At 43.6% G+C, this 24,313-nt stretch carries 18 protein-coding genes and 2 pseudogenes; 11 read left to right on the top strand and 9 right to left on the bottom strand.

Going from position 1 to position 24,313, the window contains the following annotated elements; genetic code table 11:
- Positions 1 to 237: 237 nt before the first annotated feature.
- The 3 genes from AC5RDS_RS07875 to rsmA all read right to left on the bottom strand — a co-directional run bounded on the left by AC5RDS_RS07875 (position 238) and on the right by rsmA (position 3,919).
- On the bottom strand, positions 238 to 1,521 hold the full coding sequence (locus AC5RDS_RS07875; protein WP_013610510.1) for an arginine deiminase: 1,284 nt from the start codon (positions 1,519 to 1,521) through the stop codon (positions 238 to 240).
- Between the two features lie 221 nt (positions 1,522 to 1,742).
- The gene (mgtE, locus tag AC5RDS_RS07870) at positions 1,743 to 3,110 is read right to left on the bottom strand and encodes a magnesium transporter (RefSeq protein ID WP_013610511.1); all 1,368 of its coding nucleotides are present in this window, start codon (positions 3,108 to 3,110) and stop codon (positions 1,743 to 1,745) included.
- 23 nt (positions 3,111 to 3,133) lie between these two features.
- On the bottom strand, positions 3,134 to 3,919 hold the full coding sequence (gene rsmA, locus AC5RDS_RS07865; protein ID WP_494222287.1) for a 16S rRNA (adenine(1518)-N(6)/adenine(1519)-N(6))-dimethyltransferase RsmA: 786 nt from the start codon (positions 3,917 to 3,919) through the stop codon (positions 3,134 to 3,136).
- A 90-nt stretch (positions 3,920 to 4,009) separates the two neighbouring features.
- Between rsmA and AC5RDS_RS07860 the strand changes: the two genes are divergently transcribed.
- From AC5RDS_RS07860 to AC5RDS_RS07825, 8 genes are all read left to right on the top strand, one after another.
- On the top strand, positions 4,010 to 5,029 hold the full coding sequence (locus AC5RDS_RS07860) for a lysylphosphatidylglycerol synthase transmembrane domain-containing protein (RefSeq protein WP_013610513.1): 1,020 nt from the start codon (positions 4,010 to 4,012) through the stop codon (positions 5,027 to 5,029).
- Between the two features lie 16 nt (positions 5,030 to 5,045).
- Positions 5,046 to 5,675, top strand: a complete 630-nt coding sequence (gene rsmG, locus AC5RDS_RS07855) for a 16S rRNA (guanine(527)-N(7))-methyltransferase RsmG (RefSeq protein ID WP_013610514.1) — start codon at positions 5,046 to 5,048, stop codon at positions 5,673 to 5,675.
- 34 nt (positions 5,676 to 5,709) lie between these two features.
- Positions 5,710 to 6,258 carry an RNA polymerase sigma factor gene (locus AC5RDS_RS07850; RefSeq protein WP_013610515.1) on the top strand — a complete coding sequence of 183 codons (549 nt, stop codon included), beginning with the start codon at positions 5,710 to 5,712 and terminating at the stop codon, positions 6,256 to 6,258.
- 184 nt (positions 6,259 to 6,442) lie between these two features.
- On the top strand, positions 6,443 to 7,603 hold the full coding sequence (locus tag AC5RDS_RS07845) for a FecR family protein (protein WP_013610516.1): 1,161 nt from the start codon (positions 6,443 to 6,445) through the stop codon (positions 7,601 to 7,603).
- A gap of 20 nt (positions 7,604 to 7,623) precedes the next feature.
- Complete coding sequence (locus AC5RDS_RS07840) at positions 7,624 to 11,175, top strand: SusC/RagA family TonB-linked outer membrane protein (protein WP_013610517.1); 3,552 nt, start codon at positions 7,624 to 7,626, stop codon at positions 11,173 to 11,175.
- Positions 11,176 to 11,185: 10 nt separating this feature from the next.
- A complete protein-coding gene (locus AC5RDS_RS07835) occupies positions 11,186 to 12,616 on the top strand; it encodes a RagB/SusD family nutrient uptake outer membrane protein (protein WP_013610518.1) in 1,431 nt (476 codons plus the stop codon).
- A 48-nt stretch (positions 12,617 to 12,664) separates the two neighbouring features.
- Positions 12,665 to 13,552, top strand: coding sequence for a hypothetical protein (locus tag AC5RDS_RS07830; RefSeq protein ID WP_175315318.1), 888 nt, complete (start codon positions 12,665 to 12,667; stop codon positions 13,550 to 13,552).
- 13 nt (positions 13,553 to 13,565) lie between these two features.
- Positions 13,566 to 16,112 (top strand): zinc-dependent metalloprotease, encoded by a 2,547-nt coding sequence (locus tag AC5RDS_RS07825; RefSeq protein ID WP_202194488.1) that lies wholly within the window; start codon positions 13,566 to 13,568, stop codon positions 16,110 to 16,112.
- Positions 16,113 to 16,136: 24 nt separating this feature from the next.
- Here the strand turns inward: AC5RDS_RS07825 and AC5RDS_RS07820 are convergent, their stop codons facing one another.
- A complete protein-coding gene (locus AC5RDS_RS07820; protein WP_013610521.1) occupies positions 16,137 to 16,676 on the bottom strand; it encodes a hypothetical protein in 540 nt (179 codons plus the stop codon).
- 83 nt (positions 16,677 to 16,759) lie between these two features.
- On the opposite strand from AC5RDS_RS07820, the pseudogene AC5RDS_RS07815 reads away from it, so the two are divergent.
- Positions 16,760 to 17,140 (top strand): annotated as a pseudogene (locus AC5RDS_RS07815) (DUF1793 domain-containing protein); the annotation flags it as partial.
- Between the two features lie 814 nt (positions 17,141 to 17,954).
- On the top strand, positions 17,955 to 18,647 hold the full coding sequence (locus AC5RDS_RS07810) for a hypothetical protein (protein ID WP_195457533.1): 693 nt from the start codon (positions 17,955 to 17,957) through the stop codon (positions 18,645 to 18,647).
- A 348-nt stretch (positions 18,648 to 18,995) separates the two neighbouring features.
- Here AC5RDS_RS07810 and AC5RDS_RS07805 read toward each other — a convergent pair whose 3' ends face one another.
- Positions 18,996 to 19,958: an ROK family protein gene (locus AC5RDS_RS07805; RefSeq protein WP_013610524.1), complete on the bottom strand. Its 963-nt coding sequence runs from the start codon at positions 19,956 to 19,958 to the stop codon at positions 18,996 to 18,998.
- A gap of 141 nt (positions 19,959 to 20,099) precedes the next feature.
- On the opposite strand from AC5RDS_RS07805, the gene AC5RDS_RS07800 reads away from it, so the two are divergent.
- The gene (locus tag AC5RDS_RS07800; RefSeq protein WP_259306029.1) at positions 20,100 to 20,231 is read left to right on the top strand and encodes a hypothetical protein; all 132 of its coding nucleotides are present in this window, start codon (positions 20,100 to 20,102) and stop codon (positions 20,229 to 20,231) included.
- Positions 20,232 to 20,280: 49 nt separating this feature from the next.
- Here AC5RDS_RS07800 and AC5RDS_RS07795 read toward each other — a convergent pair whose 3' ends face one another.
- The 4 genes and pseudogenes from AC5RDS_RS07795 to AC5RDS_RS07780 form a co-directional block, all read right to left on the bottom strand.
- Positions 20,281 to 20,658: a helix-turn-helix domain-containing protein gene (locus AC5RDS_RS07795; protein ID WP_306450354.1), complete on the bottom strand. Its 378-nt coding sequence runs from the start codon at positions 20,656 to 20,658 to the stop codon at positions 20,281 to 20,283.
- Positions 20,609 to 23,539 carry a two-component regulator propeller domain-containing protein gene (locus tag AC5RDS_RS07790; protein WP_494222286.1) on the bottom strand — a complete coding sequence of 977 codons (2,931 nt, stop codon included), beginning with the start codon at positions 23,537 to 23,539 and terminating at the stop codon, positions 20,609 to 20,611. Before AC5RDS_RS07790 ends, AC5RDS_RS07795 begins: the two co-directional genes overlap by 50 nt.
- 105 nt (positions 23,540 to 23,644) lie before the next feature.
- Positions 23,645 to 23,704 (bottom strand): annotated as a pseudogene (locus AC5RDS_RS07785) (two-component regulator propeller domain-containing protein); the annotation flags it as partial.
- A 39-nt stretch (positions 23,705 to 23,743) separates the two neighbouring features.
- Complete coding sequence (locus tag AC5RDS_RS07780) at positions 23,744 to 24,079, bottom strand: ligand-binding sensor domain-containing protein (protein WP_118104044.1); 336 nt, start codon at positions 24,077 to 24,079, stop codon at positions 23,744 to 23,746.
- Positions 24,080 to 24,313: the final 234 nt, after the last annotated feature.

Below are 24,313 nucleotides of genomic sequence, written 5' to 3'. Positions count from 1 at the left end.
GTTGCTGAGTTGCTGAGTTATTGAGTTGCAAAGGAGGGGGAGAGTTGATAAAAAAGATTCGAGTTGTTGGAGAGGGGGGAGTGGAAGATAGGGTTTGAAAGGGGACTGATCCTTGAAAGTTTACAAATTTTTGATGGGTGAACCTTCGGAATAGAATCCGGAAGGTAGTTCCGCTAATCAGAACCGAAGGTTCTCCAATCAGAGGCCTCGCCGATCAGGCTTGAAAAGCCGTCAGTCTTATAGGTTTGTCCGGTTGATCGGCATGGTCATACAACGGGCGCCACCGCCACCGCGGGGAAGTTCGGAGCCGTCGATGGTAATTACATATTTTTCGTAAGCACCCGGATTGACTTTGCCGTCGATGAAGTCATTGGCCCGGATGATTTCGAATCCTGCATGATTCATGGCTTCCATCGTGTAATTGTTGCGGGCGTATCCCAGGACCTGACCAGGACCGACGGCGAAGAAATTGGCTCCGCTATGCCATTGTTCGCGTTCCTGATTCCAGTCGTCGCTACCACCACAAAGTACGGGCTCCAGATCCATACCCAGTTTTTTCAGGGCAGAGAGTAAGTTCTTTTCACTGCGGATACTCTGGAGTTTTCCATTCTGGATCTTGATGTGGACGGTTTGATAGCTTCCCGGATTCAGAATCAGCGGTTCGAAAGCCATACATTTATCCTGATCTAATAAGGTAAATACCATATCCAGATGGATGAAGGATTCCGGTGTATGAGGCAGTTGCTGCACAATAATATGTTGTGCTTTTTCACTTTTCCGGCGAATAAACTCGTTGATCAGCATATCGATCGCCTGGGTGCTGGTACGGGCGCCGTTTCCGATAACTAAAATATCGTCGCGGGCAATCAAAACGTCACCACCTTCTATGGTACGTACTCTTTGAGTACTACCGGAAATGGGAGGAATAGTCAGCGTTTGAGTTTTAAATTCGGGTGTAAAATCGAAAATAGACTGCATGATCACCGATTCCCGGTCACGAATGGAATTGGCCATACGACCGATCAACACTTCGTTGTACATACTCATAGAAGCATCACGGGTGAAAAAGAAATTGTGCATGGGACGTAATGCAAACCAGTCTTTACTCAAAAACTTCGTCAGATTGTCCTTGACCATTTCTACTCCTTCGATCAATAGGCGGGAAAGATTTTCTGCATTTTCTTCCAGTAATTGTTCTTTCAGGCTGCCTTTCGGAGATTTTTCACCGATAAACGGTTCGATCCGCTCGATCCGGTCGAGCACTTCCTGTTTGATCTTATCGTCTTTCAGAATATTACACAACAGGTCTTTGACTTCATAAGTCTTCGTCAGTTTGGATAAAACTCCCGAAATTTGTTTGTATTCTTTCCGGGCAATCGAAAGATTGATAATATCACTGTATAAAGCTCTTTCAGCATTTTCGGGGGTCATGTTTTCTACTTCTTCGCCGGGAGTATGGATGATGACTCCGTTTAATTTCCCGATTTCTGACTGAACGTTTACTTCAACGATTGGATTCATATGATTATAATTTATTTTTTGCAGTTATATGAAACTACTCTGTCCCTTATCTGTTTCAGATACATGACATTCGGAACCGAGGGTTTCATAGATTAAAAGTTTGTATTCCGTTGTTTTCTACTTTAAGTATCGTTACAAAAATAGCACATAAATGATTAGTAACCTTATATTTACAGGTTATAATTATGCAAAAGGCAAAAATAATTATGCAGAGAAAAGGACTATCCGAGTCCGGTTAAAATCAGGCGGCCGGTGATCAGATAAATGTTCAGACCGATGATATCGTTGGTCAGAGTAATAAACGGACCTGTCGCTAAGGCCGGATCGATTTTCATCCGGTTTAATAAAAGCGGGAAGGCCGTACCGAAAATAGATGCGAAGAGGATAACGACAAAAAGCGATAGCGTTACCGTGATGGGCATGGCCAGAGTTTGCATCCCGAAACACAAAGTCAGCAAGAATATGATAGAGGAACAAATCGTGGCATTGATCAGAGCTCCTCCGATTTCTTTTACGATATTCTGAAAGCCATGTTTCAGGCTCAATGAATTGGAAGCCAAGCCTTTTACGACGATGGCAGACGACTGTATACCGACATTCCCTCCCATGGCAGTGATGACCGGAATAAACATCGCTGTAACCGGAAATAAAGCGATTTCCGCCTCGTAGCGGGAAATCATCCAGGCCGATACCATTCCTCCGAACAGGGCGATGATCAGCCAGGGGAGCCGGGCTTTGGTCTGTGCCCAGATGCTATCCGAAGATTCTACATCCTGCGAGATACCGGACATCATCTGGTAATCCTTGTCTGCCTCTTCACGGATAAAGTCGACTACGTCGTCGATGGTGATTCGTCCGACTAAGCGGCCTACCTGATCGATTACCGGGATGGCGACCAGGTCGTATTTTTGCATAATCAAAGCCACTGATTCCGCGGGTTCGTCGGTTTTGACCGAGATAATGTCAGGATAGTAAAGATTACTGATTTTTGCCGAGGTAGGGGCGGTAATGATTTTTTTCAGGGATAAACGTCCTTTTAGCTTGTTGTCGTCGTCGACTACATATATATTGTATATTTCATCCAGATTTTCAGCTTGACGGCTGACTTCCCGCAGACAGGTCAGGACGGTCCAGTTTTCATTTACCATCACCAGCTCTTTGGCCATTAACCCTCCGGCCGTATCCTCGTCATAATGCAATAAATCGACAATATCTCCTGCCTGTTCGAGGTCCTCCATATGCGACAACACTTCGTGTTGCTGTTCGTTAGGCATGCTCGCTACCAGATCGGCGGCATCATCCGAGTCCATATTGTCGATAAAGCGACGGGCGATAGTTTCTGCCGGAAAAGATTCGATAAAATGTACTCTTTCCTCTTCGTCGATTTCTGCCAGTACGTCTCCTGCTTTTTCGTTATCCAGCAACAAGAATACGAATTGTGCCCTTTCATTATTCAGCTCCTCCAGGATTTCTGCTATATCTGCGGGGTGAAGCCCGGCAATTTGTTTGCTGACCTCGGTCTTGTTGCCGGCATCGATCAGTTCTTCCAACTGACTCAGAAATTCGTGGGTTAATTCAAATTGTTGCATCCTGAAAATTTTAGATCGTCGTTTTATGCTTTATCGCCAATGTTCCTGTTTTTCTCGATATCCTGGCAGAACTGGAGGAAGTCGGTAATACCGAGCTGTTCAGGCCGTAAATTCAGATAGGGAGAGTCGAATCCCGGAGGAATGATCCCGCGGATTGAATTCCTGAGTGTCTTCCGGCGTTGATTGAACCCTGTTTTTACGACATTGAAGAATAGTTTCTCTTCACATCCCAGTTCCACGCGTTCGTTCCGGGTCAACCGGATGACTGCCGATTTGACTTTAGGAGGCGGATCGAAAACCTTCTCCCCTACGGTGAATAGATATTCGATGTGATAGAATGCTTGAAGAAAGACACTTAAAATACCATATGTTTTGCTACCCGGAGAGGCTGCAATCCGTTCGGCCACTTCTTTTTGTATCATACAGACCACCTGACGGACCAAATGCCGGTTTTCAATGATCCGGAAGAAAATTTGCGATGAGATATTGTAAGGTAGATTGCCGATCACAGAGAAAGGTTCCTGATAATATTGGCGGATATCTGTTTTCAGAAAATCTCCGTATAGAATCCGGTCCTGATATTCCGGTAATTCCTGATGCAGATAATCGATCGATTCCTGATCGATATCGATGGCCCGGACCGAAAATGCCGGATTGGCGAAAAGATGGCGGGTAAGTACACCCATCCCCGGACCGATTTCCAGTATATCCCGGGTGACAGGAAGTAAACTATCCGTAATTTTCCGTGCAATATTCTGGTCACGCAGAAAATGCTGTCCCAGACTTTTTTTAGCTCTGACAATACTCATGTTACAAAAGTATACAATTTCGGCGGAAAACGGTTTGGGCATGGGCATATTTTTGTACATTTGCAAACAATTTTATAAACCGATTTTCGTATGCACCCTCTTGTAAAAAATACGATAAAATTTTTTTTATTTCTGGCCGTATCGGCCTTTTTATTCTGGTTGGTCTACCGGGATCAGAATTGGGATGAATTGCTGACAGTGCTTAAAGAAGATGTGAATTATTTCTGGATCGGAGTAGCTTGTGTTATGGGGATTGCCAGTCACGTCAGCCGGGCCCTGCGGTGGCAGTTGCTGACCGCATCTATGGGGTATAGGATTTCTTTCGGGAATAGTTTTATGGGGGTGATGATCGGATATTTCGCCAATTTGGCTATCCCGCGGATGGGCGAGTTTACCCGTTGTGGGGTAGTCAGTAAATATGAGGAAGTTCCTTTTTCTAAATTATTGGGTACGGTCGTGACCGAACGGGTAATCGATATGATGATTTTATTGTTCCTGACCTTGATTGTCGTCATTACCCAGTTTAAACAAGTCGGTATTTTTTTAGATAATAATCAGGAGATTGAAGAGAAGGTGGTGAATATGTTCCATTCTTCATGGATGTTGTTGGTGTTGGTTGTTTTGGCGGCTGTCGGTTGGTTGTTTTGGCGGTTGATCCGTAAAACTCGTTTTAAAGAACGGATTCATTCTTTTTTTAAAGGACTGAAAGAAGGGTTGCTTAGTGTGAAAGATGTGCGACACAAAGGATTGTTCGTTTTTTATTCCTTATTTATCTGGTTGATGTATTTCCTGATGTTTTATGTCTGCTTCTTCTGTTTTCAGTTTACTTCGCATTTGGGGGCACTGGTCGGGTTGACCATTTTCGTTCTTTCGAGTTATGGTATGGTGGCTCCTGTACAGGGAGGTATCGGGGCCTGGCATTTTATGGTTATAGCAGCTTTGATGATTTATTTGCCGCATACCCCGAATATCGAAAGCATGGCCAAAACTTTTGCTCTATTGACCCACGGTACAATGACGTTGTTATATATCGTGGTCGGTGTGATTTGTGTAATCTTGCTGCCGCTTTATAATAATGCCGCAGGAAAACAGGGAAAGGATCGGAGGTAAGTTAATTATTTTGACTATGGGCACAGTGAATTTGATATATGATTATTTTCCGGAACTGACGGAGGAGCAACGGGAACGTTTTGCTCGTCTGGAAGGTTTGTATCGGGAATGGAATGAAAAGATAAACGTGATTTCCCGCAAAGATATGGATGAGTTTTGGGTACATCATGTGTTGCATTCACTGGCGATCGCAAAGATCATCCGTTTTGCTCCCGGGACTCGGGTGATGGATGTCGGTACAGGAGGAGGATTCCCGGGGATTCCTTTGGCTATTTTGTTTCCTGAGGTAAATTTCTATCTGATCGATTCCATCGGCAAAAAGATAAAAGTCGTGGAAGGGATTCGGGATGCTTTGGGGTTACAGCATGTCAGGACCGAGCAGATCCGCGTGGAAAATGTTGCGGAACAACAGGATTTTATTGTCAGCCGGGCTGTGACAGCTTTTCCTGCCTTTGTCAAACTGATTCGGGGAAAGATCCGGAAGGACTCGGCCCATTCCCTGGACAATGGAGTGATCTATTTAAAAGGAGGAGATTTTGAGGAAGAAATTGCACCTTTCCGTTCTAAAGTGAAAATCTATTCCATTCCTGACTTTTTTTCGGAAGATTTTTTTGAAACCAAGAAAATCATCTATTTGAAGAATTAGTTCTTTCTATATTTTTTTATTTTTGCCGTACTATATGAGGTGTAAAGATGAACAGGAAATATTGACCTTGATTAGTTGCGGTAATCCGGATGGACTAAAAAGCCTTTTTGATCTTTATTATAAGCCTCTTTGTATTTTTGCTATGAACTTTCTGGATTCTTTCGGTGAGTCGGAAGATATCGTCCAGGACTTGTTTGTGAAGTTTTGGGAAAAATATAAAGATAAACAGTTCGAGGGATCGTTGAGGGCTTATTTTTTTACTGCTGTCCAGCATAATTGCGCGAAGGTGTTAAAATTGAAGAACCGCTATAATTTACAGTTGGAAGAGGAATATATCGACGAACCGGTGTATTCCGAAGAGGAGTTTGAGGGAGAGTGCCGGAAATTATATGCCGAAATAGCCCGTCTTCCCGAACAATGCCGGAAAGTGTTCGAGCTGATCGTATTAAAAGATATGAAATACAAAGAAGTGGCTGACTTTCTCGGTTTATCTGTGAATACCGTAAAGACTCATTTTGCCCGTGCATTGAAACAATTGCGCAGTTCTCTTCAAATTCTGCTTGTTTTCTTACTTCGGAAATAGCGATCGGGGTATCGCTGAAAAGCCTTGGGGGATAGGTTATCCGTAAATTGCCTTTTCGGGTAAATTATTTTTTCGAAAAAAAATTTCATTTCATTCACCCATTTTAATCTTTTTGAGCTTTAGGTAATAGAAACGTTTTCTAAATAAATCGTCTGTGCGCAGGATAAATTTAAAATCGAAAGCAATGAATGAAGAGGAATTAGTCTCTTATGTGGTTCGCTATTGTAAACATGAATTATCGGAAGAAGAATACCGGTTTTTACAACGGTGGTTGGAGGAAAAACAGGAAAATCGGCAAACTTTCCGGGAATGGGTGAGAACTTATAGACAAGGGCGTAAGGTGGGGTGTTGGGATGGGATTCAGGAGGAGCAGGCCTGGGAGCAAATATCCTGCCGTCTCTCTGCCTCGCCCCGGAAGAGACGTCGCTTATGGAAGGAATGGTGGAAACAAGTTGCAATACTGATCCTTTTATTGGGTAGCGGATTATTGTATTATTCGTTGCAACAGTTACAGGAAAGTCGGGAGACCGCTTTGTCTCAGATCGTTCCGGGTAGCCGAAAGGCGGTGTTGCGTTTGTCGGATGGGCGGGAAGTTACACTGGAAAAAGAGACTACCTGCGTATTGACCGAGGAAGACGGTACCCGGATTTCAGTCGGAGGGCAGGAGCATATCGTTTATCAGGCTGTAAGCCAGGAACAGGAAAAATTGGCTTATAATACAATTACCGTGCCCCGGGGCGGGGAATATTCCCTGGTATTGTCGGACGGTACACGGGTGTGGCTGAATGCGGAAACCGAACTGACTTATCCCACGGTTTTTGGCAAGGGAGAGAGAAAATTGATGCTGAAAGGGGAAGCTTGTTTCGAAGTAGTAACAGATACAGCCCGTCCTTTTATTGTCGAGAGTTTCTACAATCGCGTCGAGGTGTTGGGTACGCGCTTTAATGTTTCTGCTTATACCGGTAAAAGTGCGGTGAAAACTACTTTGTTGAGGGGAAAGGTCAAAGTGTCGAATAGAAAAGGACAGTTGGTCTTGTCACCGGGCGAACAAGCCGTTTGCCTGGAAGAAGAAATAGAAAAATGTGAAGTCGATGCCCGGGCTGTGGCTGCCTGGGTAGACGGAACTTTTGAATTTGAAAACATGTCTTTAGGCGAAATCACCGATCAATTGGGACGTTGGTACGATGTAGACTTTGTATTTGCCGATCCGCAGTTGAAAGCAATCACTTTTACGGGAGCTGCTACCCGTTATCGTGAATTGGATTTTGTGTTGCGGATGCTGGAAGAATTGGCTCGGGTACGGTTCCAGTTAGAAAATAAAACGATCCGGGTTTCGAAAATTTGAATCTACTAAACTACAAAATTATGAAAAAAAGAAGAAAAAATCCATCCGGCATACGACTGATTGTCAGGTTGTGCTGTTTTTTCGTATTTGTATCGAGCTTGCATACTCAGGCAACCGTGTGGGCTCAGGGGAAAGTGACCGTAGAGCTGCAGAATAAAACACTCGGAGAGGTGTTGAAAGTATTGAAAGAACAAACAGGCGTGCACTTTATGTACAATACTCAGGAGGTGAATGTCGGGACGAAAGTCTCTGTATCCCTGAACGAAGCCCGGTTAGAGGAGGCCTTACAATCGATCTTTCAGGGGTTACCTTATCGTTACAATCAGGTCGAGGACTATATTTTAATTACTCCGAAAAAAGAATCGGAAACCCAGCAGACCGATATGCGGACAGTGAAAGGAAAAGTAGTGGATTCTAAAGGAGAACCGCTACCCGGAGTATCTGTGGTGGTAAAAAATACAACAGCCGGAGTAGCAACGGATATAGAGGGAAAATTCGAGATCCGTTTGAATTCGGGAGAAGAGATCTTAGTGTTTTCTTTTGTGGGAATGCGTACACAGGAAGTGAAAGCGAATAAAGATAACCTCTATGTCGTGATGGAGAGTGTGGCCGAATTGATGCAGGAAGTGATCGTGAAGACCGGTTACCAGAATATCGAGAAACGTAAGCTTTCTTCTTCCGTCTTTACTATCGATGGTGATTTGGTGCGGGAAGGAGCTGCTTTGGGGTTGGATAATATGTTGCAGGGAAAAATTCCGGGAATGAATGTTATGGGATCTTCCTCGACTCCCGGAGCTGCAACGAAAATCAGAATCCGCGGATCTTCGACGATTTCAGGTAACCGCGAACCCTTGTGGGTAGTCGATGGATTTATTCTGGAAGATCCCGTACAGATCAGTGCCGAAGAATTGAATAGCCTCGATAACGTAAACCTCATCGGAAATGCGATTTCTTCGCTGAATCCACAGGATATCGAACGGATAGACGTTTTGAAAGATGCTTCGGCTACCGCTATTTATGGGGTAAAAGCTGCCAATGGAGTTATCGTCATTACCACTAAGAAAGGAAAAATCGGGAAGCCCCGGGTGAGGTATTCAATGAATTTATCGGTCAATGAACGACCGGAATACGACGGGCTCTACCGGATGAATTCGAAGGACCGGATCGAGGTATCCAAGGAAATCGAACAGAGGGGATTGTCGTTCGGTACTCCTCCGGCCAGGGTTTCTTATGAAGGTGCTTTGCTGGACCTGTACGACCGGACCATTACTTATGAAGAGTTTCAGAAGAAAGTGAAAAGACTGGAAGAAGTGAATACCGATTGGTTCGATATCATTTACCGGACCTCTTTTTCACAAAAACATAATGTTTCTATTTCAGGTGCTAACGATAAGGTAAATTATTATTTTTCAGGTGGTTTACAGCATATCCCCGCTACGGTGAGAGGTACCGGTGTAAAACAGTTCAACGGCCTGATGAAACTGGGAGTGAATCTGCTTTCCAATCTGAAAATGGAGTTGCAGATGAGAGCGTCGACCGACGATAAGGATTACCTGCATTCTTCTTTGTCTCCTTATCAGTATGCCTATAATACTTCCCGTGCGATACCCTGTTATAATGAGGACGGTACGTTGGCTTATTACAACAAGACGCAGGGCTATGAATTCCCGCTACAATACAATGTGGTGAACGAAATGCAACATACGGGGATGAATATCGAGGGGACGACGTTGAATTTCAATGCTAATTTACTATGGGAGATTATTCCTGGATTAAGATTAACCGGCGCCTTGAGTTATAATCGGTCGAATACCGATCAAAAAGAATGGTTCGACGAACAATCTTACGCGGCTGCTCAGCTCAGAAATTATAATTACGGACTGGAATTGCCCGATAGTGACATTTGGCGTGAACAGCAATGTAAGTTGCCTTACGGGGGAGAACTGGTGAATACGGATACCCGGAATACTTCTTATACTGCAAGGGCACAAGTGGATTATTCTTTTCAATTTCTGGAAGATCATCAGATCACGGTGGTTGCCGGTACGGAGGCACGTTCGTCTAAATACAAAGGATTGAAATCGACGGAATACGGTTATTTGCCCGACCGGGGAGAAAAATTTGTAGAGATCGACCCGGTGCAGTGGCCGAAATATGGTGATCTGGTGAAAAGTCATCCGAATGTGATCACCAATACCCTGACCAATGTGATGTCATGGTATGGAACATTCACTTACGACTATATGAACCGCTATATCGTCAATTTCAATATCCGGGCCGACGGTTCCAATAAGTTCGGACAGGATAAGAGTAACCGTTTTTTACCGATCTGGTCGGTCTCGGGCCGATGGAATCTGCACGAAGAAGCCTTCCTGAAAGAAGTGATGTGGATGAATATGTTTGCTTTCCGGGGATCATACGGTATTCAGGGGAATGTCTCACCCGATCAGACACCGAATTTGTTGATCCAGCTGGGATCCTTCGATCCGATTTCGAAACAGTATATTTCAAAGTTATCGAAGCTGCCCAATCCGCAATTGCGCTGGGAAAAGACGACTTCGTGGAACTTCGGGGTGGATTTCGCTTTCCTCGATAACCGATTGAACGGTAGTGTAGAAGTATACCGGAAGAAAGGGAAAGATCAGATCATTTCCAAAGAAGTGGCTTCGACGACCGGGAGTACGACTATGCAGCTGAATGCCGGAAACCTGGAAAATAAAGGGTATGAAATCGTGTTGAATGTAGTGCCGGTGAAAACGAAAGATATTACCTGGGCACTGAATATCAATGGGGCCCGGAATATCAATAAGGTAACGAAATCCGGGATTACGACGGATTACGGATACAAGGAATATCTCGATGGATCGGCTGTTATTCCGGGAGAAGCCCTGAATACTTTTTATTCTTATAAATATGATCGGTTGGATGCTAACGGCTTGCCTACTTTTAAAGATATCGAAGAAACCGACGGTATCACCCAAACGGAGATGTTTGCCAAGGTTTTCGCCTATTCGGGTACCCGTATACCGGATATTACCGGTGGGTTCGGTACGGATATCTCGTATAAGAATTTAGCTATCGGAGGATTTTTTTCTTATAGTTTGGGGACTAAGATCCGGCTGAACAACTTGTATAATGATTCCGGACAGCGGCTTCCGCAGCCTCAGCAAAATATGAATCAGGCGTTTGTGAACCGGTGGAAACAACCCGGTGATGAAAACCGTACGGATATTCCGGTATTGACGACCGATCCGCTGGATATGTACGGATTGGGGATCGACCGGAAAATCAAGATTGCCGATAATGGCTGGGAGATGTACAATAAGAGTGATCTACGGGTGGCTTCAGGGAATTATCTGCGCTTAAAAAACTTGTATGTGCGGTATAATTTCAGTGATAGAATCTGTCATAAGATCCGGGCCCAAATGATCAGTGTGCGCTTCGAGGCGACTAACCTCTGGTTACTGGCCGATAAAAAATTGAAAGGACAGGATCCGGAACAGGTGACTTTGGGAGGAGTTTCTACACCTCCGACTTCTTCATATACTTTGGGATTAGATATCACTTTTTAAATAGCAGACTATGAAACGATATATAAGATTATTAGGGGTATTACTGATATTGTTTTCCTCTTGCTCTGATTTTTTGGAAGAGAAATCACAGGATTTGATTATTCCGAAGTCGGTCAAAGATTACCGGGAGTTCCTTTTCGGTGAGGCCTATATCCGGGATGAAACCCAGATACATACTTACCTGGACATCATGACGGACGATGTGAAAGAAAATATCAAGGGTAGTTTTCTGGGGGGAGATACCCGGGCCAGCGGTTATGGCTACTATACCTGGCAGGCCGATCCGGAGCAGACGGTTTCCGGAGCGATCAGTGAAGATAAGGCTTGGGAGACATATTATCATTCTATCCTGATCTGTAACATTACGCTGGATAATATCGGGGATATCAGCGGATCGAAGGCCGAGAAAGAAGACTTGAAGGCAGAAGCTTATGCTTTGCGGGCTTATTGTTATTTTATGCTGGTGAATTTGTATGGACAACCTTATAATCAGGCGACGGCCGAAACGGATCTCGGAGTTCCGGTCAACGATGTGGTAGGGATGGAAGACCGGAAGTTTGTCCGGGAGAGTGTGGCTGAAATCTATCGGCAGATAGAAAGCGATCTGAAAGAAGCGATTACTTGTTTCAAAGCCTCCAACCTGACGAAGACCTGTTTCCGCTGGAACCTGCCGGCTACGTATTTGTTGGCTTCCCGGGTGAGCTTGTATAAGAAAGAGTATGATAAAGCCATCGAATATGCGACGTATGTGATCGCTGCACAACCTCAGCTCTATGATTTGTCGGCAATGAGCGACGATGATTATTTTCTGAATGAAAAGAATCCTGAGATATTGTTTACTTATGGCTATTATCTGGTGAGTTATTATGCCTGGCTGGCCAAATGTAATTTCCCGATTTCCGACGATCTTCAGGCATTATACGGGGATAACGACTGGAGATTGACGCATTTCTTCTATAAACGGAGAGCTGTTTATACGGCCCAAAAATCGGAAACTTCGGGAACTACCGGCATATACGGATATGCTTTCCGGACAGCGGAAGCCTACCTGAACCGGGCAGAGGCTTATGCCGGGAAAGGAGATAAAGACAAAGCTTTACAGGATCTGAAAACCATTCGGGAAAAACGCCTGAAAGTGTACGAAGAGGTACAAGCGGTGACTAAAGAAGACGTCATCCGGAGGGTAAGGGAAGAAAGACGGCGGGAACTCAGCTTCGAATTTCATCGCTGGTTCGACCTGAGGCGTTGGGACCGGCCCCGGATAGAGCATACCTTTACACCCGATATCAAGCAACCCGATGTCGTTGAAAAATATGTACTCGAAAAAGACGATCCGGCCTATACCTTGCCTTTACCCCGGTCGGTAGTGGAATATGATCCGACACTGGTCGACAATCCCCGTCCACAACGGGAGAATCAGAATGTTACCGGAGAAAATTGATCATATGAGTCTCGACAATGAAACCTTTAACTTAAAACGATAATTGTTATGAAAATTAGATGGTTGATATATATTCTGTTAGGTGTTTTCCTGAGTTCCTGTTATAAAGAGGAGAATATCGAGGGCGAAGAAGACGAGCCCAAGTACAAGGTGGAAGATAGTGAAGAACCCCTGGATCACTTTATTTACGGGTTTTATCATGACTACGGTGTATTTATTTTATATGATTATGAGGAAGTCGATTATCGATGGAATATGAGTACCGTATTGGATGTGGAATTGATAAAACAAACGGATAAGGTTGCTTTGAACGAAGGTTTGGCTTATTTGGACAATGTTTTGTTTCAATATTATACCGATGATTTTAAAAAACATTATTTCCCTTTCAAGATTTTACTGGCCGATTCTGTGCAAGTTTTTAAAAATGGTGTATGGTACCCGGATGAACCGGCGACAGCAGGCCTGAGTTTTCTGGGAATCGGTCGAATCCGTAACGGGATAGGCGAGATTCCGGCCGATAGCCTGCTTGAATTGAGAGGAAAGGTACAGGCTGCTTTCTGGGCGAATTTTTTATACAATAATGAAATGATGGATCTTCCCGAAGCTTTCTGGAACATTAGCGAGGATTATTACGGGGGAAATCTGAAGTTGGTGGATGGGAATAGCGGGCTCAAACCCGATGAGATCGATATGAAGAAATATGGATTCTGGGACCGTGACCGGACGGCCGATAATGGGACCAACTACTGTATGGCTCCTAACAAAACGCTGGATATCAATCAATTTATCGATATGGTTACGACCCATACAACTGCGGAAATGGAGGCATTGATCGCTCCGTACGATCGGCTGAAAGATAAATACCATTTATTGGTAAATCAACTGAAAGAAGTGTATGGAGTGGATATTCAGGCAATAGGAAATGATCAATATTAATAAAACGAGAAGTATGAAAAACAGATTTTTTTATTTCGTGATTCTTTTATTGGCTGTATGTTTATCGGCCAATGCCAATGATTTTAAGAAGAAACGTAAAAAGCAAGAGACGACTCCGGCTTTGGCCGACGCCTTGAAGAAAGAAAAAACGGAGGACAAAAGCTATGATAAGGTGATTACTAAAGAAGCCCGCACGAAGAAGGGACTGATCACCTTACATATGGTGAAAAGTACATTCTATATGGAAATACCGGTGAAGTTGATGGGAAAACCGATGTTGTTCGCCGGTAGGGTGGCGGAGATCAGCGACAATAAGGATGTGGTGGCCGGACAGATGCCTCAGGATCCGATGCTGGTGGAATGGAGCTGCGATGAGGAAAAAGTCTATCTCCATAATGTGATCAGTAGATCGGTATGTGATGAAAACGAACCGATTGCAATATCTATGGAACGGAACAATCTGAAACCGGTCATCCGGGCTTTTCCGATCAAAGCATTCAGTAAAGATTCGAGTGCGATGGTGATCGATGCCACTAAATTGTTTTGTGCCGACGAACGGCCGGTAAGTCCTTTTATTCCTGCCTCTCCCTTCGATGCTTTGTTCGGTATGAAAAAGATGAAAGGGGTTTTTAAGGCCGATCTGTCGTCGATCCTCGATTTCAAGGCTTTCCCGCAGAATATTTCTGTAAAAAGCCGGGTGGCCTATACGGTCAACGGTACTCCTTTTACGGCTATCGTCCATTTGTCGATGATACAGCTGCCGGATGAGCCGATGCGGCCTCGTTTACTCGATCCCCGGATGGGGTATTTCTCCGATCGGAAAGTGTTGTATTCCACCGAAAAAGATCAGAGCGAGAAGATCGCTTATGTCAATCGCTGGCGTTTGGAACCTAAACCCGAAGAACTGGAACGGTATAAAAAAGGGGAATTGGTAGAGCCGGCTAAACCGATTGTTTTTTATGTGGATAACGCCCTGCCGGCTAAATGGAAAAAATATATCAAATTGGGTATCGAGGACTGGCAACCTGCTTTCGAAGCGATCGGTTTCAAAAACGCTATCGTTGCCCGTGATTTCCCGACCGATGATCCCGATTTCGATCCCGACGATATCCGTTATTCCTGTTTCCGCTATGCGACGACGACGGTGGCCAATGCGATGGGACCGTCCTGGACCGATCCCCGTTCAGGTGAAATTATTCAGGCATCGGTGTATATGTATCACGATGTGTTGAAATTGTTGCACAACTGGAAGTTTGTTCAGACAGCTCAGGTCGATCCGAAAGCCCGGGCTGCCGTTTTCGACGAAGAAACGATGGGAGCGAGCCTGCGCTATGTCGCCTCACACGAAATCGGACATACGCTGGGATTGATGCATAATATGAGGGCTTCTTATTCGATACCGGTGGATTCGCTCCGTTCCCCCGCTTTTACTGCAAAATACGGAACGACGACTTCTATCATGGATTACGCCCGGAATAATTATGTGGCACAGCCTGAAGATAAAAATGTACGCTTGATTCCGCCCCTGTTGGGTGTGTACGATATCTTTATGATCAAATTGGGATATGCTCCGATTTACGATGCCGAAACACCGGCCGACGAATATGCTACTCTGAATAAATGGATTCAGGAAAAAGCGGGCGACCCGATGTATACCTATGGTGAACAGCAAATCCTGGGAACCCTGGATCCCGCTTCCCAGTCGGAATCGCTCGGGGACGATGCGGTGAAAGCCAGCCGGTATGGGATTAAGAACCTGCGGTATATCATGGACCATCTGGTGGAATGGAGTGCAATTGAAAATCGGCCTTATGATCAGACCAGTGAGTTATATTACGAACTGACCAAACAATACCAAAGGTATATGGGACATTGTATGGCCTACATCGGAGGGCTGTATCTCAACCATCCGGTAGCCGGAGATGAGCAGAAAGGATTTGTACCCGTGTCCAGGGAGAAACAGAAAGAGGTCGTGAAATTTTTCTTCGACGAATTTAAAGAACAACCCAAATGGATGGCGAAGAAAGAAATTATGACCCTTTTCGAACCGAATAATGATATGGTCGCTAATTTGCAGGCAAATCTGCTTCGTAATCTATTGAACAGTTCTACACTCGGAAAAGTGGGCATGAATGCCAAATATTCCGAGCGGCCTTATACCCAGAAGGAATACCTGAACGATTTGTATCAGGGGGTATGGAATAAGACCGAACAAGGGAAAGCCTTGGATTATTACGACCGTAACCTGCAATACGCTTATGTGCAATATTTGTTAAAAGAACTGGAACTCACGAAGGATGCGGAGAAGTCGAAAGGGCTCTCTTTGGAATTATTGACTGAAGACCATTTGCCGTGTTATGGCTACGAGTATCACCGGCATGCCCGGCAAATGTCTGCCAATACCAAAATATCGGATTTGGGGATCAGTTCTAAAACTTTGTATTACGGGCAATTGGTAAAACTGAAAGAGCTACTGAAGAATAGACGCCATTCTGCTTCGGGAGACGACAAAGTGCATTATGATTATTTGTACTTCGAATTGAATAGTGTCCTAAAATAGGGATTCCGGGACGGACCTTTCGTCCTATTTTCGGGACGAAAGGTCTGTCCCGGAATCCCAAAACCTATCTTTTTTCAGATAATTCAAAATAATTACCGGATTATCGTTTTCGTTCAATTGTTCATTAAGTCGTTTGAGTGGGTCTTGAACAATCTGTCCCTGATTCTCAAGGTATTCACACCTTGCTTTGATTAGCATGACTTCCCACCATTCGACACATATATCCTGAGACATTCCTCTAACAATAAGCATGGGGACGATATTCGGGTCAACGGAATTGATTTCGGCAAAAATGCCCTGCCGGCTATTCTTATTCCAAAACAGATAATAATTTTTTCCACCTATCGCATTTTCAACAATCAGATTATTCTCACTTTCCATAATGTTTACAGGCACCACATATTTGCGTCTTATCCACTCCTCCTGTAATTGTGTATTATTTTTAGTTTTCCGGTTCGCCAAATAATTCTCGGGAATTTCCTGTTTCGGTATGTAAATTGTATAAAGAATAGAGTATATCTGAAAACCGGGAAATACGATGAGCCAGAAATAACAAAGTGTCATTTAGCGGATAGATATTTTGAATCCCGGAGTCCACTTCCTTTCCGTCAGAAGAGGGGATCAGAACGGCCGGCCGGATATTTATCTTCGATAAAGCCGGTACCTGGAGTCAGAAATACAACCTGGTATGGGATGAATTACTGGGATTGAATATCTTTCCGAAAGAAGTCGCTCAGAAAGAGATCGCTTATTATCTCACCAAACAGAATCTTTACGGATTACCTTTGGATTCTCGCCGTACGTATACGAAATCCGATTGGATCATGTGGACGGCTACGATGGCACCGGATGTCGTGACGATGCAGAAATTTATCGCTCCGGTGTATAAATATGCCAACGAAACAGGCAGCCGTGTGCCTATCAGCGATTGGCACGAAACACCCGATGCTAAACAGGTCGGATTTCAGGCTCGTTCCGTTGTCGGGGGGTATTTTATGCCGATGTTGAAAAAGGAGCTGATGAAATAAAGAACTTTTTGTGTTATCCTAATTTGAGAAAAGGTTCCTGGAGATTAGTGCAATTTTCCGGGACCTTTTTCTGTTTATACCGACATCTGCTAGTAATCGTACGAACGATGTATCGGTAGCCAGGTATAGATTTCCAATTACCCGTAAATTAAGGAAGAATGTGTGATAAAACTTTTGTTATCCGGGGAATGAGGCTGAAATAGAAGTTGGTTTAAATCGGTTTATAAAGTTTCTGGTCTCTGTCGCTATCCTCTTGACGAAACCTCCGGTTCCGGTCATTCGTTTCAACAGCTGTAAAAAAGTTCCAGCAAGGTTCAAAGACTTAATAAGCTTTTTATATACTAATTACACTAGGTTGTGTAAATCATTTTGAGAGAATCAGAAATTTTGTAATTGAATTTTATATTATTTATTGTTAATAGGAATATTTCTATTAAATTTGCAACTGTTGTATAGTTGTAGGCTGAGGGTGTTTATTCCATCAGTTCGGAGGGAAGCGTTTTTTCTAAGTCGGCAAAAAGATTACTTGAAAAATGATTAAAACGTGCCGTTTTAATTTAGTTTTTTAAGTTTATAAAGTTGTGCTTCGGCACTTAAAGTTCATCGACTCCGGTATAGTATCTTTCGGGATTTTGTTCGGGATGACATCGCTGGGGATTGTTGAAAAGTGTCGTAGGGGCTATGAACTTTATAGATTTTATAAACTAAATTTTCCGGTACGATAAATTTAAATTCTTTTGGAGATATGATAATGTCGTTTACCCCGGTAAACGGCATCATAAGTTATCTCAGGAGAATATTCAGAAACACTCAGATGGAAGTTTTAAATTTAGTACTGATCTATTTGCAGAATCTTATGCATGCCGATGTGACTATTCATAAAGAGGAAACAGATCAGGTTTGGTTTAATGAAGCCCGGAGTATAAGTGACTTTAACAGTCATTTGATGATCGGGGAGATTATGTGCACTTCATTTTTAGCGAATTGGGTCGAACGGGCCGGTAAAGATCCGGTGTTGATGAAAGTGATTATGGAGCGCTTTAACCAGTTTAATCAATTGTATCGTTATGACGACAATTTTGGCTGGACCCATCGGTATCTGACAATCCGCGAGCAGGGAGCCCTGCTTGCCCTGAACGATTTGCCTGCAGTTACCCGGGAAACGATCGCCCGTTATCTGATTTTACAGCATACCTCCCTGGAACGTCAGCAAAAATTGTTTTATTGTCGCGAATCGTTTCTGAAACAGGAGTATAAATTGAGATTGACTCCGACAGAATTGTTGGAACTTTCGTTGTCTTTGCTGGCTTCCGGAAAATTGGAAGGTGATAGTAAAAGTGTCACACAAATCGGTACGGTGCGTTTTTTGGCCGATTGTCTGGGACTCGATTTCCCGGCTAATTATGATTCGCTGATGTACCAATTGAAGGAGAGAGAACAGCTGACTAAATTTATGGACGAATTACGCCAAAGCCTGATCGCTTATCTGCGAAAGAAAAATGGTTGATTGTAAGCTTTTGAGAATGAATAGGGGGGATATAGGGGAAAATTATGTGGCCGTACACTATGATAACGATTATACTTGTCGTATATTTTTGTATTATTATTACAGTAGTAGAATGACGACTGTAATTGCAATTCAAAGTCTGAGGAATATGGCCGGAATAAAACGACAAAAGCAAAATTCAACAATAACAGAGATACAGATTGTCTATCGTTATAGGGGGAAATGCAGGGAAACAGATTGGGAGGAAAAGGTGTTGAAGTGGTTACTTATAATTGCCTTGCTATGGTTATTCGATTGATTATTAAAATCCTGCGGGTAGGTTTTAGCCTGACCCGCAGGATTCGAAGTTTATTTTTCCAGCTCTTTCCAGACTAAAGCAGCAGCTCCGTAAATGGCGACATTCTTAGTCAGTTTAGAAGGTAAGATTTTGACTTTATTGCTATAAATCTTCAAAAGATTCATTTCCATATGATCTTTTACCGGTTCGAAAAGCAGGTCGCCGGCTTTGGCCAGGCCTCCCATCAGGAAGATGGCTTCTGGGCTGGTGATGGCAACGGCGTTGGCCAAAGCTTCACCCAGCATTTTTCCGGTATATTTGAAAGTATTGATAGCGATCATATCGCCTTTTTGTGCAGCTTCGCTTACGATTTTCGCATTCATTTCATTGAAAGGGATGGATCTCAATTCGCTCGGATAGTTATATTTAGCCATCATTTTATAAGCGGTGCGTTTTACTCCCGTGGCAGATACATAGGTCTCCAGACAACCGCTACGTCCGCAACCACATTGGCGGCCGTTGGGAGAAACGATGGTATGACCGAGTTCTCCGGCAAAGCCGTCGTGTCCGTAAACCAATTCGCCGTTGACTACGAATCCACTACCCAGACCGGTACCTAAAGTGACCATGATGAAATTTTTCATCCCTTGGGCACCGCCGTAAATCATTTCACCGATAGCTGCAGCTTTGGCGTCGTTGTTCAGATAAACCGGCAGTTCGGGATAGTATTCTTTCATCATATCGCACAAAGGAATGACATCGTGCCAGGGCAGGTTCGGTGCAAATTCGATCGCTCCTTTGAAGTAATTACCATTGGGTGCTCCGATTCCGATTCCTACAAAGTTGACTTCCTGGCGGATAGGATCCAGTACTTTTTCGATTTCCAGATATAATTCTTTCAGATAATCGTTGATATCTTCATGTTTAGCTGTCGGGATGTTCCCTTCTGTAAGGTAGTTCCCTTCTCTGTCGATAAAACCAAAAGCGGTGTTGGTACCACCGATGTCAATCCCTAAAGCGACGTCTTTTTTCATGATCTTGTGATTTAATTAGTAGTGCAAATATAGCCCTAATATTTAAAAATCAATTCTCCTCCCCGGACAATTTCGGCATTTTCGAGCTGGAAATTGTCGATTCGTAACCCGTTCGGTTCTATTTTCCGGATAAGAACCTCTATGGAATGCCGGCTTTCGACTTTGAGAGTGAAAGTTTTTCCCTCTGTCGGTTTGCTCCGGATCTACCTGACCGTTGTATCCGGAAGTGCCGATGAACAGATTGACCGGAATATCCTGCCGGACATGGGCTGAAGACTGTAAAAAAGGATTGCAACGATAGAAAATCAACTGATTTTCATGTTCATGTTACTATTTCTGACGATTTATTTCCGGCATTGTTTTTAGCATTATTCAAAAATTCTTTCGGGGGAACTCCGAATTGTTCTTTAAAACATTTCGTGAAATAAGAAGAAGAACTGAACCCGACCAATTCGTAGATTTCGTTGATCCGGTATTCTTGTTGTAAAAGCAATTCGGCAGCCATCTTCAAACGGATTGTCTTCAGGTAGTCGTTGGGCGACATACCTGAAATTCCTTTGATTTTCCGATAGAAATTCGAACGGCTCATACACATGATTTCTGCCAGTGTGTCGATAGAGAAAGTCGGTTCCTGCAGGTTCTTTTGAATTTCAGCATCCAGACGTTCGATAAATTCTTTGTCTTTGGGCGAAATAGCCATCGTTTCGGCTGTAACCGTCCATCTCCGGCATCATGATATCGCTGACTACCAGATCGACGTTTGTTTCCTTTAGAATGGCGAGTGCCTCTTTCCCGTTCCGGGCCATCAGGATGCGGTAATATTTATTCAATTGTTCGGCTGTCAGGCTCAGCAATTCGGTGTTGTCTTCTGTTAAAAGAATACTATAGCTGCCTTTCCCTTCAAGAGTCTGGAGTTCTTTGCCCGTATCGCTTACCGGAGAGGTCAGCAGTTCCAGTTTTACCTGATCGTCTTCTTGGGTATTTTCTTGCAACAGAGGAATATGGATAATAAATGTAGTTTTCTGTGTCTGTTCGTCCAGGTAAAGCCTGCCGCCATGTTTTTCTGCCAGCAATTTGGCTAAGGGCAGGCCGATACCGGTTCCGCCCCGGCTGTTGTCCGTTTGATAGAAGATTTCAAAAATTCTTTTCCTGTCCGAACGGGGAATGCCCGGACCGTTGTCGGATACCCGGATCTCGAAATATTCCTGCTCGGTTTGTAATGTCACTTCGATCTTATCGTGGGCATATTTCAGGGCATTGCTCAAGAGATTGCTGATGATCTTTGTCAGTGCTTCTTCATCCGCACAGCCGATATAAGGAGTTACGGGCAATTGGACATCCAGGGCGATATTTTTTAACTGGGCTGCCGGGGCAAAACGACTTACTATGTTGTGAAGTAATTCGTTTAAATTGTATTTTCTCAGTTTGAGTTTGAATTCATTTGTCTCTGTTTTCCTGAAATCCAGCAGTTGGTTGATCAGGTTGAGTAAAAGGTCCGTGTTTTGATTCATGGTAGTGAGGTATTTCCTCGTCTCTTCATTGCCGTCGCCGGATTGGATAATACTTTCCAGAGGCATTTTGATCAAACTTAACGGAGTACGGATTTCATGGGCTACTTGAGTGAAAAAGTTTATTTTGGTTTGATAGGTTTCTTTTTCCTGTTGTTGCCTGTATTGTTTCAGTAATTCTTCGTGTTGCCTCTTCACCCGCTTGGACCAGGACCTGAAAGTCATAATCCCCAGGAACAAGATTAAAATGGTATAAAACAGATAAGCCCAGCTGCTTTTCCAGAAAGGGGGAAGAATCTGTAAACTGATCGAGGAACCTTCGGTATTCCATAAGCCGTCGTTGTTCGAACCTTTCACCCGAAAAACATAATCTCCCGGTTGGAGGTTGGTGTATGAGGCTTCATTTTTACCATCGGTATAGATCCATTCTTTATCGACTCCTTCCAGCATATAGGCATATTCATTCTTGTCCGGAGCCTGATAACTGAGGGAAGCAAAAGTAAAACTGAAGGTATTCTGATCGTAGGGCAGCGTAATCGCAGAAGTTTGAGTAATGGACCGGGATAAAGGGGAGTCAGGAGTATCGGGCCCTATTTCCTGATTGAAAAGGCTGAACCGGGTGATGACTACTTCCGGAATATAAGTATTTTCCCGGAAATCTTCGGGATAGAAACAGTTGAATCCGTTGATTCCGCCGAAATAGAGCTTGTCGTCGTGAGCATGCAGGGAAGAATGGAAATTGAACTGGTTACTTTGCAACCCGTCGGCTTGCGTATATAGTTTCCATTTCCGGGTCTGAGGATTGATCGATAATAATCCGGCATTTCCGGCTATCCATAAATTTCCGGCTTTATCTTCTTCGATGGCATAAACCACCGGATTAGGCAATACCTGGTTTTCCGGATCGAAAGAAGCAAAAGTTTCGGTGTCGTAATCGAATGTACACAAACCGGCTCCTTCTGTCCCGAACCAGATGTTCTGCCGGCTGTCTTCGAAAATGGTGATGATACTGTTACTGGTTACAGATCCTTTTTGGTCGGGGTTATAGTTGTAATGTGTCCAGCTCTTATCCGGGTAATGATAGCGGAAAAGGCCGGTATTATAAGTCGCAATCCACAGATTGTTTCTGCTGTCTTCCAGGATGTCGTAGATGTGGGAAGTGGTTCCGACATCGGTGATGAGTGAAAAATCCCCGGTGGATGAATTGTAACGGTTTAATCCCCAGACTGTTCCGATCAGGATAGTACCTTCCCGGTCTTTGTATATGGAGTAAATACTGTTGTCACTGATGGTTCGGATATCTCCGCGCGTATGCTGATGATTGACGACCCGTCCGGTGGTAAGATCCAGGATGTCCAGGCCTCTTGAAAAAGTGCCTATCCATAATTTCGGGCCGTCGAGGAATAAAGCATGGATATTGTGATAGCTGATACTGGCTCCCCGGGCTCCCGGCAGATAGCTCTTAATCTGGTTTGTTTTCGTGTTCAAATAGTTCAAACCACCGTCTTCTGTAGCTATCCAGATATTTCCCTGTGCATCTTCACAAAATTCACTGATGGCTTTACCGGAGATAGATCCCGATTGATAACGGGGAAAATAAGATTGGAAAGGTTTCAGGTTACGGGGCAGATAATTCACCCCTCCCAGGTTGGTGGAAATCCAGATACCGCCTTCCCGGTCTTTGAAGATATTGAAAATAGACTGATCACTCAGACTTTTCGGATTCGAAGGATCGTCCATTCGTAAAAACTGGTGGGTCGTCCGGTTGAAAAGGTACAGCCCGTTGTCCGCTCCTACGAGTAATTCGGTATCCGAATACACAAGAATACTACGGATATTGGTCACATTGGTCGTGCCGAACTGAGTGGGGAAAGTATGTATTCGATTACTTTTCAAATCCAGCATGTTCAGGCTGTTGGTGCCGAGACTGAACCATAAGGTATCGTTGTAGTAATAAAGTGCATTGGTTTCGTTATTTTGCTCCGTAGTCTGGAGGTCGGGAGAAAAGGAACGTTTATAGATTCCGTTAGGGGCGAAACAAATGATTCCTTCCTGCCGGGTGCCGATGTACATATCCCCTGAACCGGAGGAGGTAATGGATTTGATAAAAGAAGAATGTTGTGTATTTTGAATCAGAGTGTTGGTCTGGGGAGTATAGATAAACAATCCCTGTCCGAAAGTAGCTATCCAGATTGAGCCGTCGTGGCTCTGCTCTATATCGTAAACATTACTACTGATTAATACTCCGTCTTCCGTTTTATTGTCGAAAAATTCAAACTATTCCTGCTGTGAATTGAAAATGTATATTCCCCGGTTTGTACCTACCCAAAGATTTTGTCTTTCATCTTCGAAAATGGTCCGGACAATATTATTTCCCAAAGAAGTACTGTCTTTCGGGATGTGGCGGAAAATTTTGAAGTTTTTCCCGTCGAAACGGTTCAAACCGTCACTGGTACCGAACCACATAAAACCTTGATGATCCTGTATTGTATACCATACTGTATTGTGAGACAGTCCGTTTTCTACCTGATACTTGACAAAAGAAAATTGATTGTAAGCATAAGATAGTACGGAATGTAAAAGCACGAAAAACAAACTAAGTATGATTTTCATAGGTACATCTTAGTGGTTTAAAACTGTTTTTACAAAGTAAACAATTGATTTTGGATTCTGCAAGAGCAGGAAATTGTTCTCTATTTATTCTTTGATTTTTAGAGTCGGATATATTTAGTTAATCTGTTGGTATTTAGTAGATTATGTATTTTATACAAACGTGTGCATGGTCAGATTTTGTAAAAAAAAGAATAGAGATTGCTATTTTCCTTTAAAAAAAATAGATTACTTTGT

This window comes from Odoribacter sp. (genome assembly GCF_985060555.1).
This window is presented reverse-complemented; position numbering and strand designations above follow the sequence as displayed.

Coding starts and splice junctions, on each gene's coding strand:
- AC5RDS_RS07780 (WP_118104044.1), bottom strand. CDS start 24,079: ATGAAAATCATACTTAGTTTGTTTTTCGTGCTTTTACATTCCGTACTA.
- AC5RDS_RS07810 (WP_195457533.1), top strand. CDS start 17,955: ATGGAAGTTTTAAATTTAGTACTGATCTATTTGCAGAATCTTATGCAT.
- AC5RDS_RS07850 (WP_013610515.1), top strand. CDS start 5,710: ATGAGGTGTAAAGATGAACAGGAAATATTGACCTTGATTAGTTGCGGT.
- AC5RDS_RS07790 (WP_494222286.1), bottom strand. CDS start 23,539: ATGTACATCGGCACCCGGCAGGAAGGAATCATTTGTTTCGCCCCTAAC.
- AC5RDS_RS07845 (WP_013610516.1), top strand. CDS start 6,443: ATGAATGAAGAGGAATTAGTCTCTTATGTGGTTCGCTATTGTAAACAT.
- AC5RDS_RS07825 (WP_202194488.1), top strand. CDS start 13,566: ATGAAAAACAGATTTTTTTATTTCGTGATTCTTTTATTGGCTGTATGT.
- AC5RDS_RS07840 (WP_013610517.1), top strand. CDS start 7,624: ATGAAAAAAAGAAGAAAAAATCCATCCGGCATACGACTGATTGTCAGG.
- mgtE (WP_013610511.1), bottom strand. CDS start 3,110: ATGCAACAATTTGAATTAACCCACGAATTTCTGAGTCAGTTGGAAGAA.
- AC5RDS_RS07830 (WP_175315318.1), top strand. CDS start 12,665: ATGAAAATTAGATGGTTGATATATATTCTGTTAGGTGTTTTCCTGAGT.
- AC5RDS_RS07860 (WP_013610513.1), top strand. CDS start 4,010: ATGCACCCTCTTGTAAAAAATACGATAAAATTTTTTTTATTTCTGGCC.
- AC5RDS_RS07800 (WP_259306029.1), top strand. CDS start 20,100: ATGGAATGCCGGCTTTCGACTTTGAGAGTGAAAGTTTTTCCCTCTGTC.
- AC5RDS_RS07820 (WP_013610521.1), bottom strand. CDS start 16,676: ATGACACTTTGTTATTTCTGGCTCATCGTATTTCCCGGTTTTCAGATA.
- AC5RDS_RS07805 (WP_013610524.1), bottom strand. CDS start 19,958: ATGAAAAAAGACGTCGCTTTAGGGATTGACATCGGTGGTACCAACACC.
- AC5RDS_RS07835 (WP_013610518.1), top strand. CDS start 11,186: ATGAAACGATATATAAGATTATTAGGGGTATTACTGATATTGTTTTCC.
- AC5RDS_RS07795 (WP_306450354.1), bottom strand. CDS start 20,658: ATGGCTATTTCGCCCAAAGACAAAGAATTTATCGAACGTCTGGATGCT.
- rsmA (WP_494222287.1), bottom strand. CDS start 3,919: ATGAGTATTGTCAGAGCTAAAAAAAGTCTGGGACAGCATTTTCTGCGT.
- AC5RDS_RS07875 (WP_013610510.1), bottom strand. CDS start 1,521: ATGAATCCAATCGTTGAAGTAAACGTTCAGTCAGAAATCGGGAAATTA.
- rsmG (WP_013610514.1), top strand. CDS start 5,046: ATGGGCACAGTGAATTTGATATATGATTATTTTCCGGAACTGACGGAG.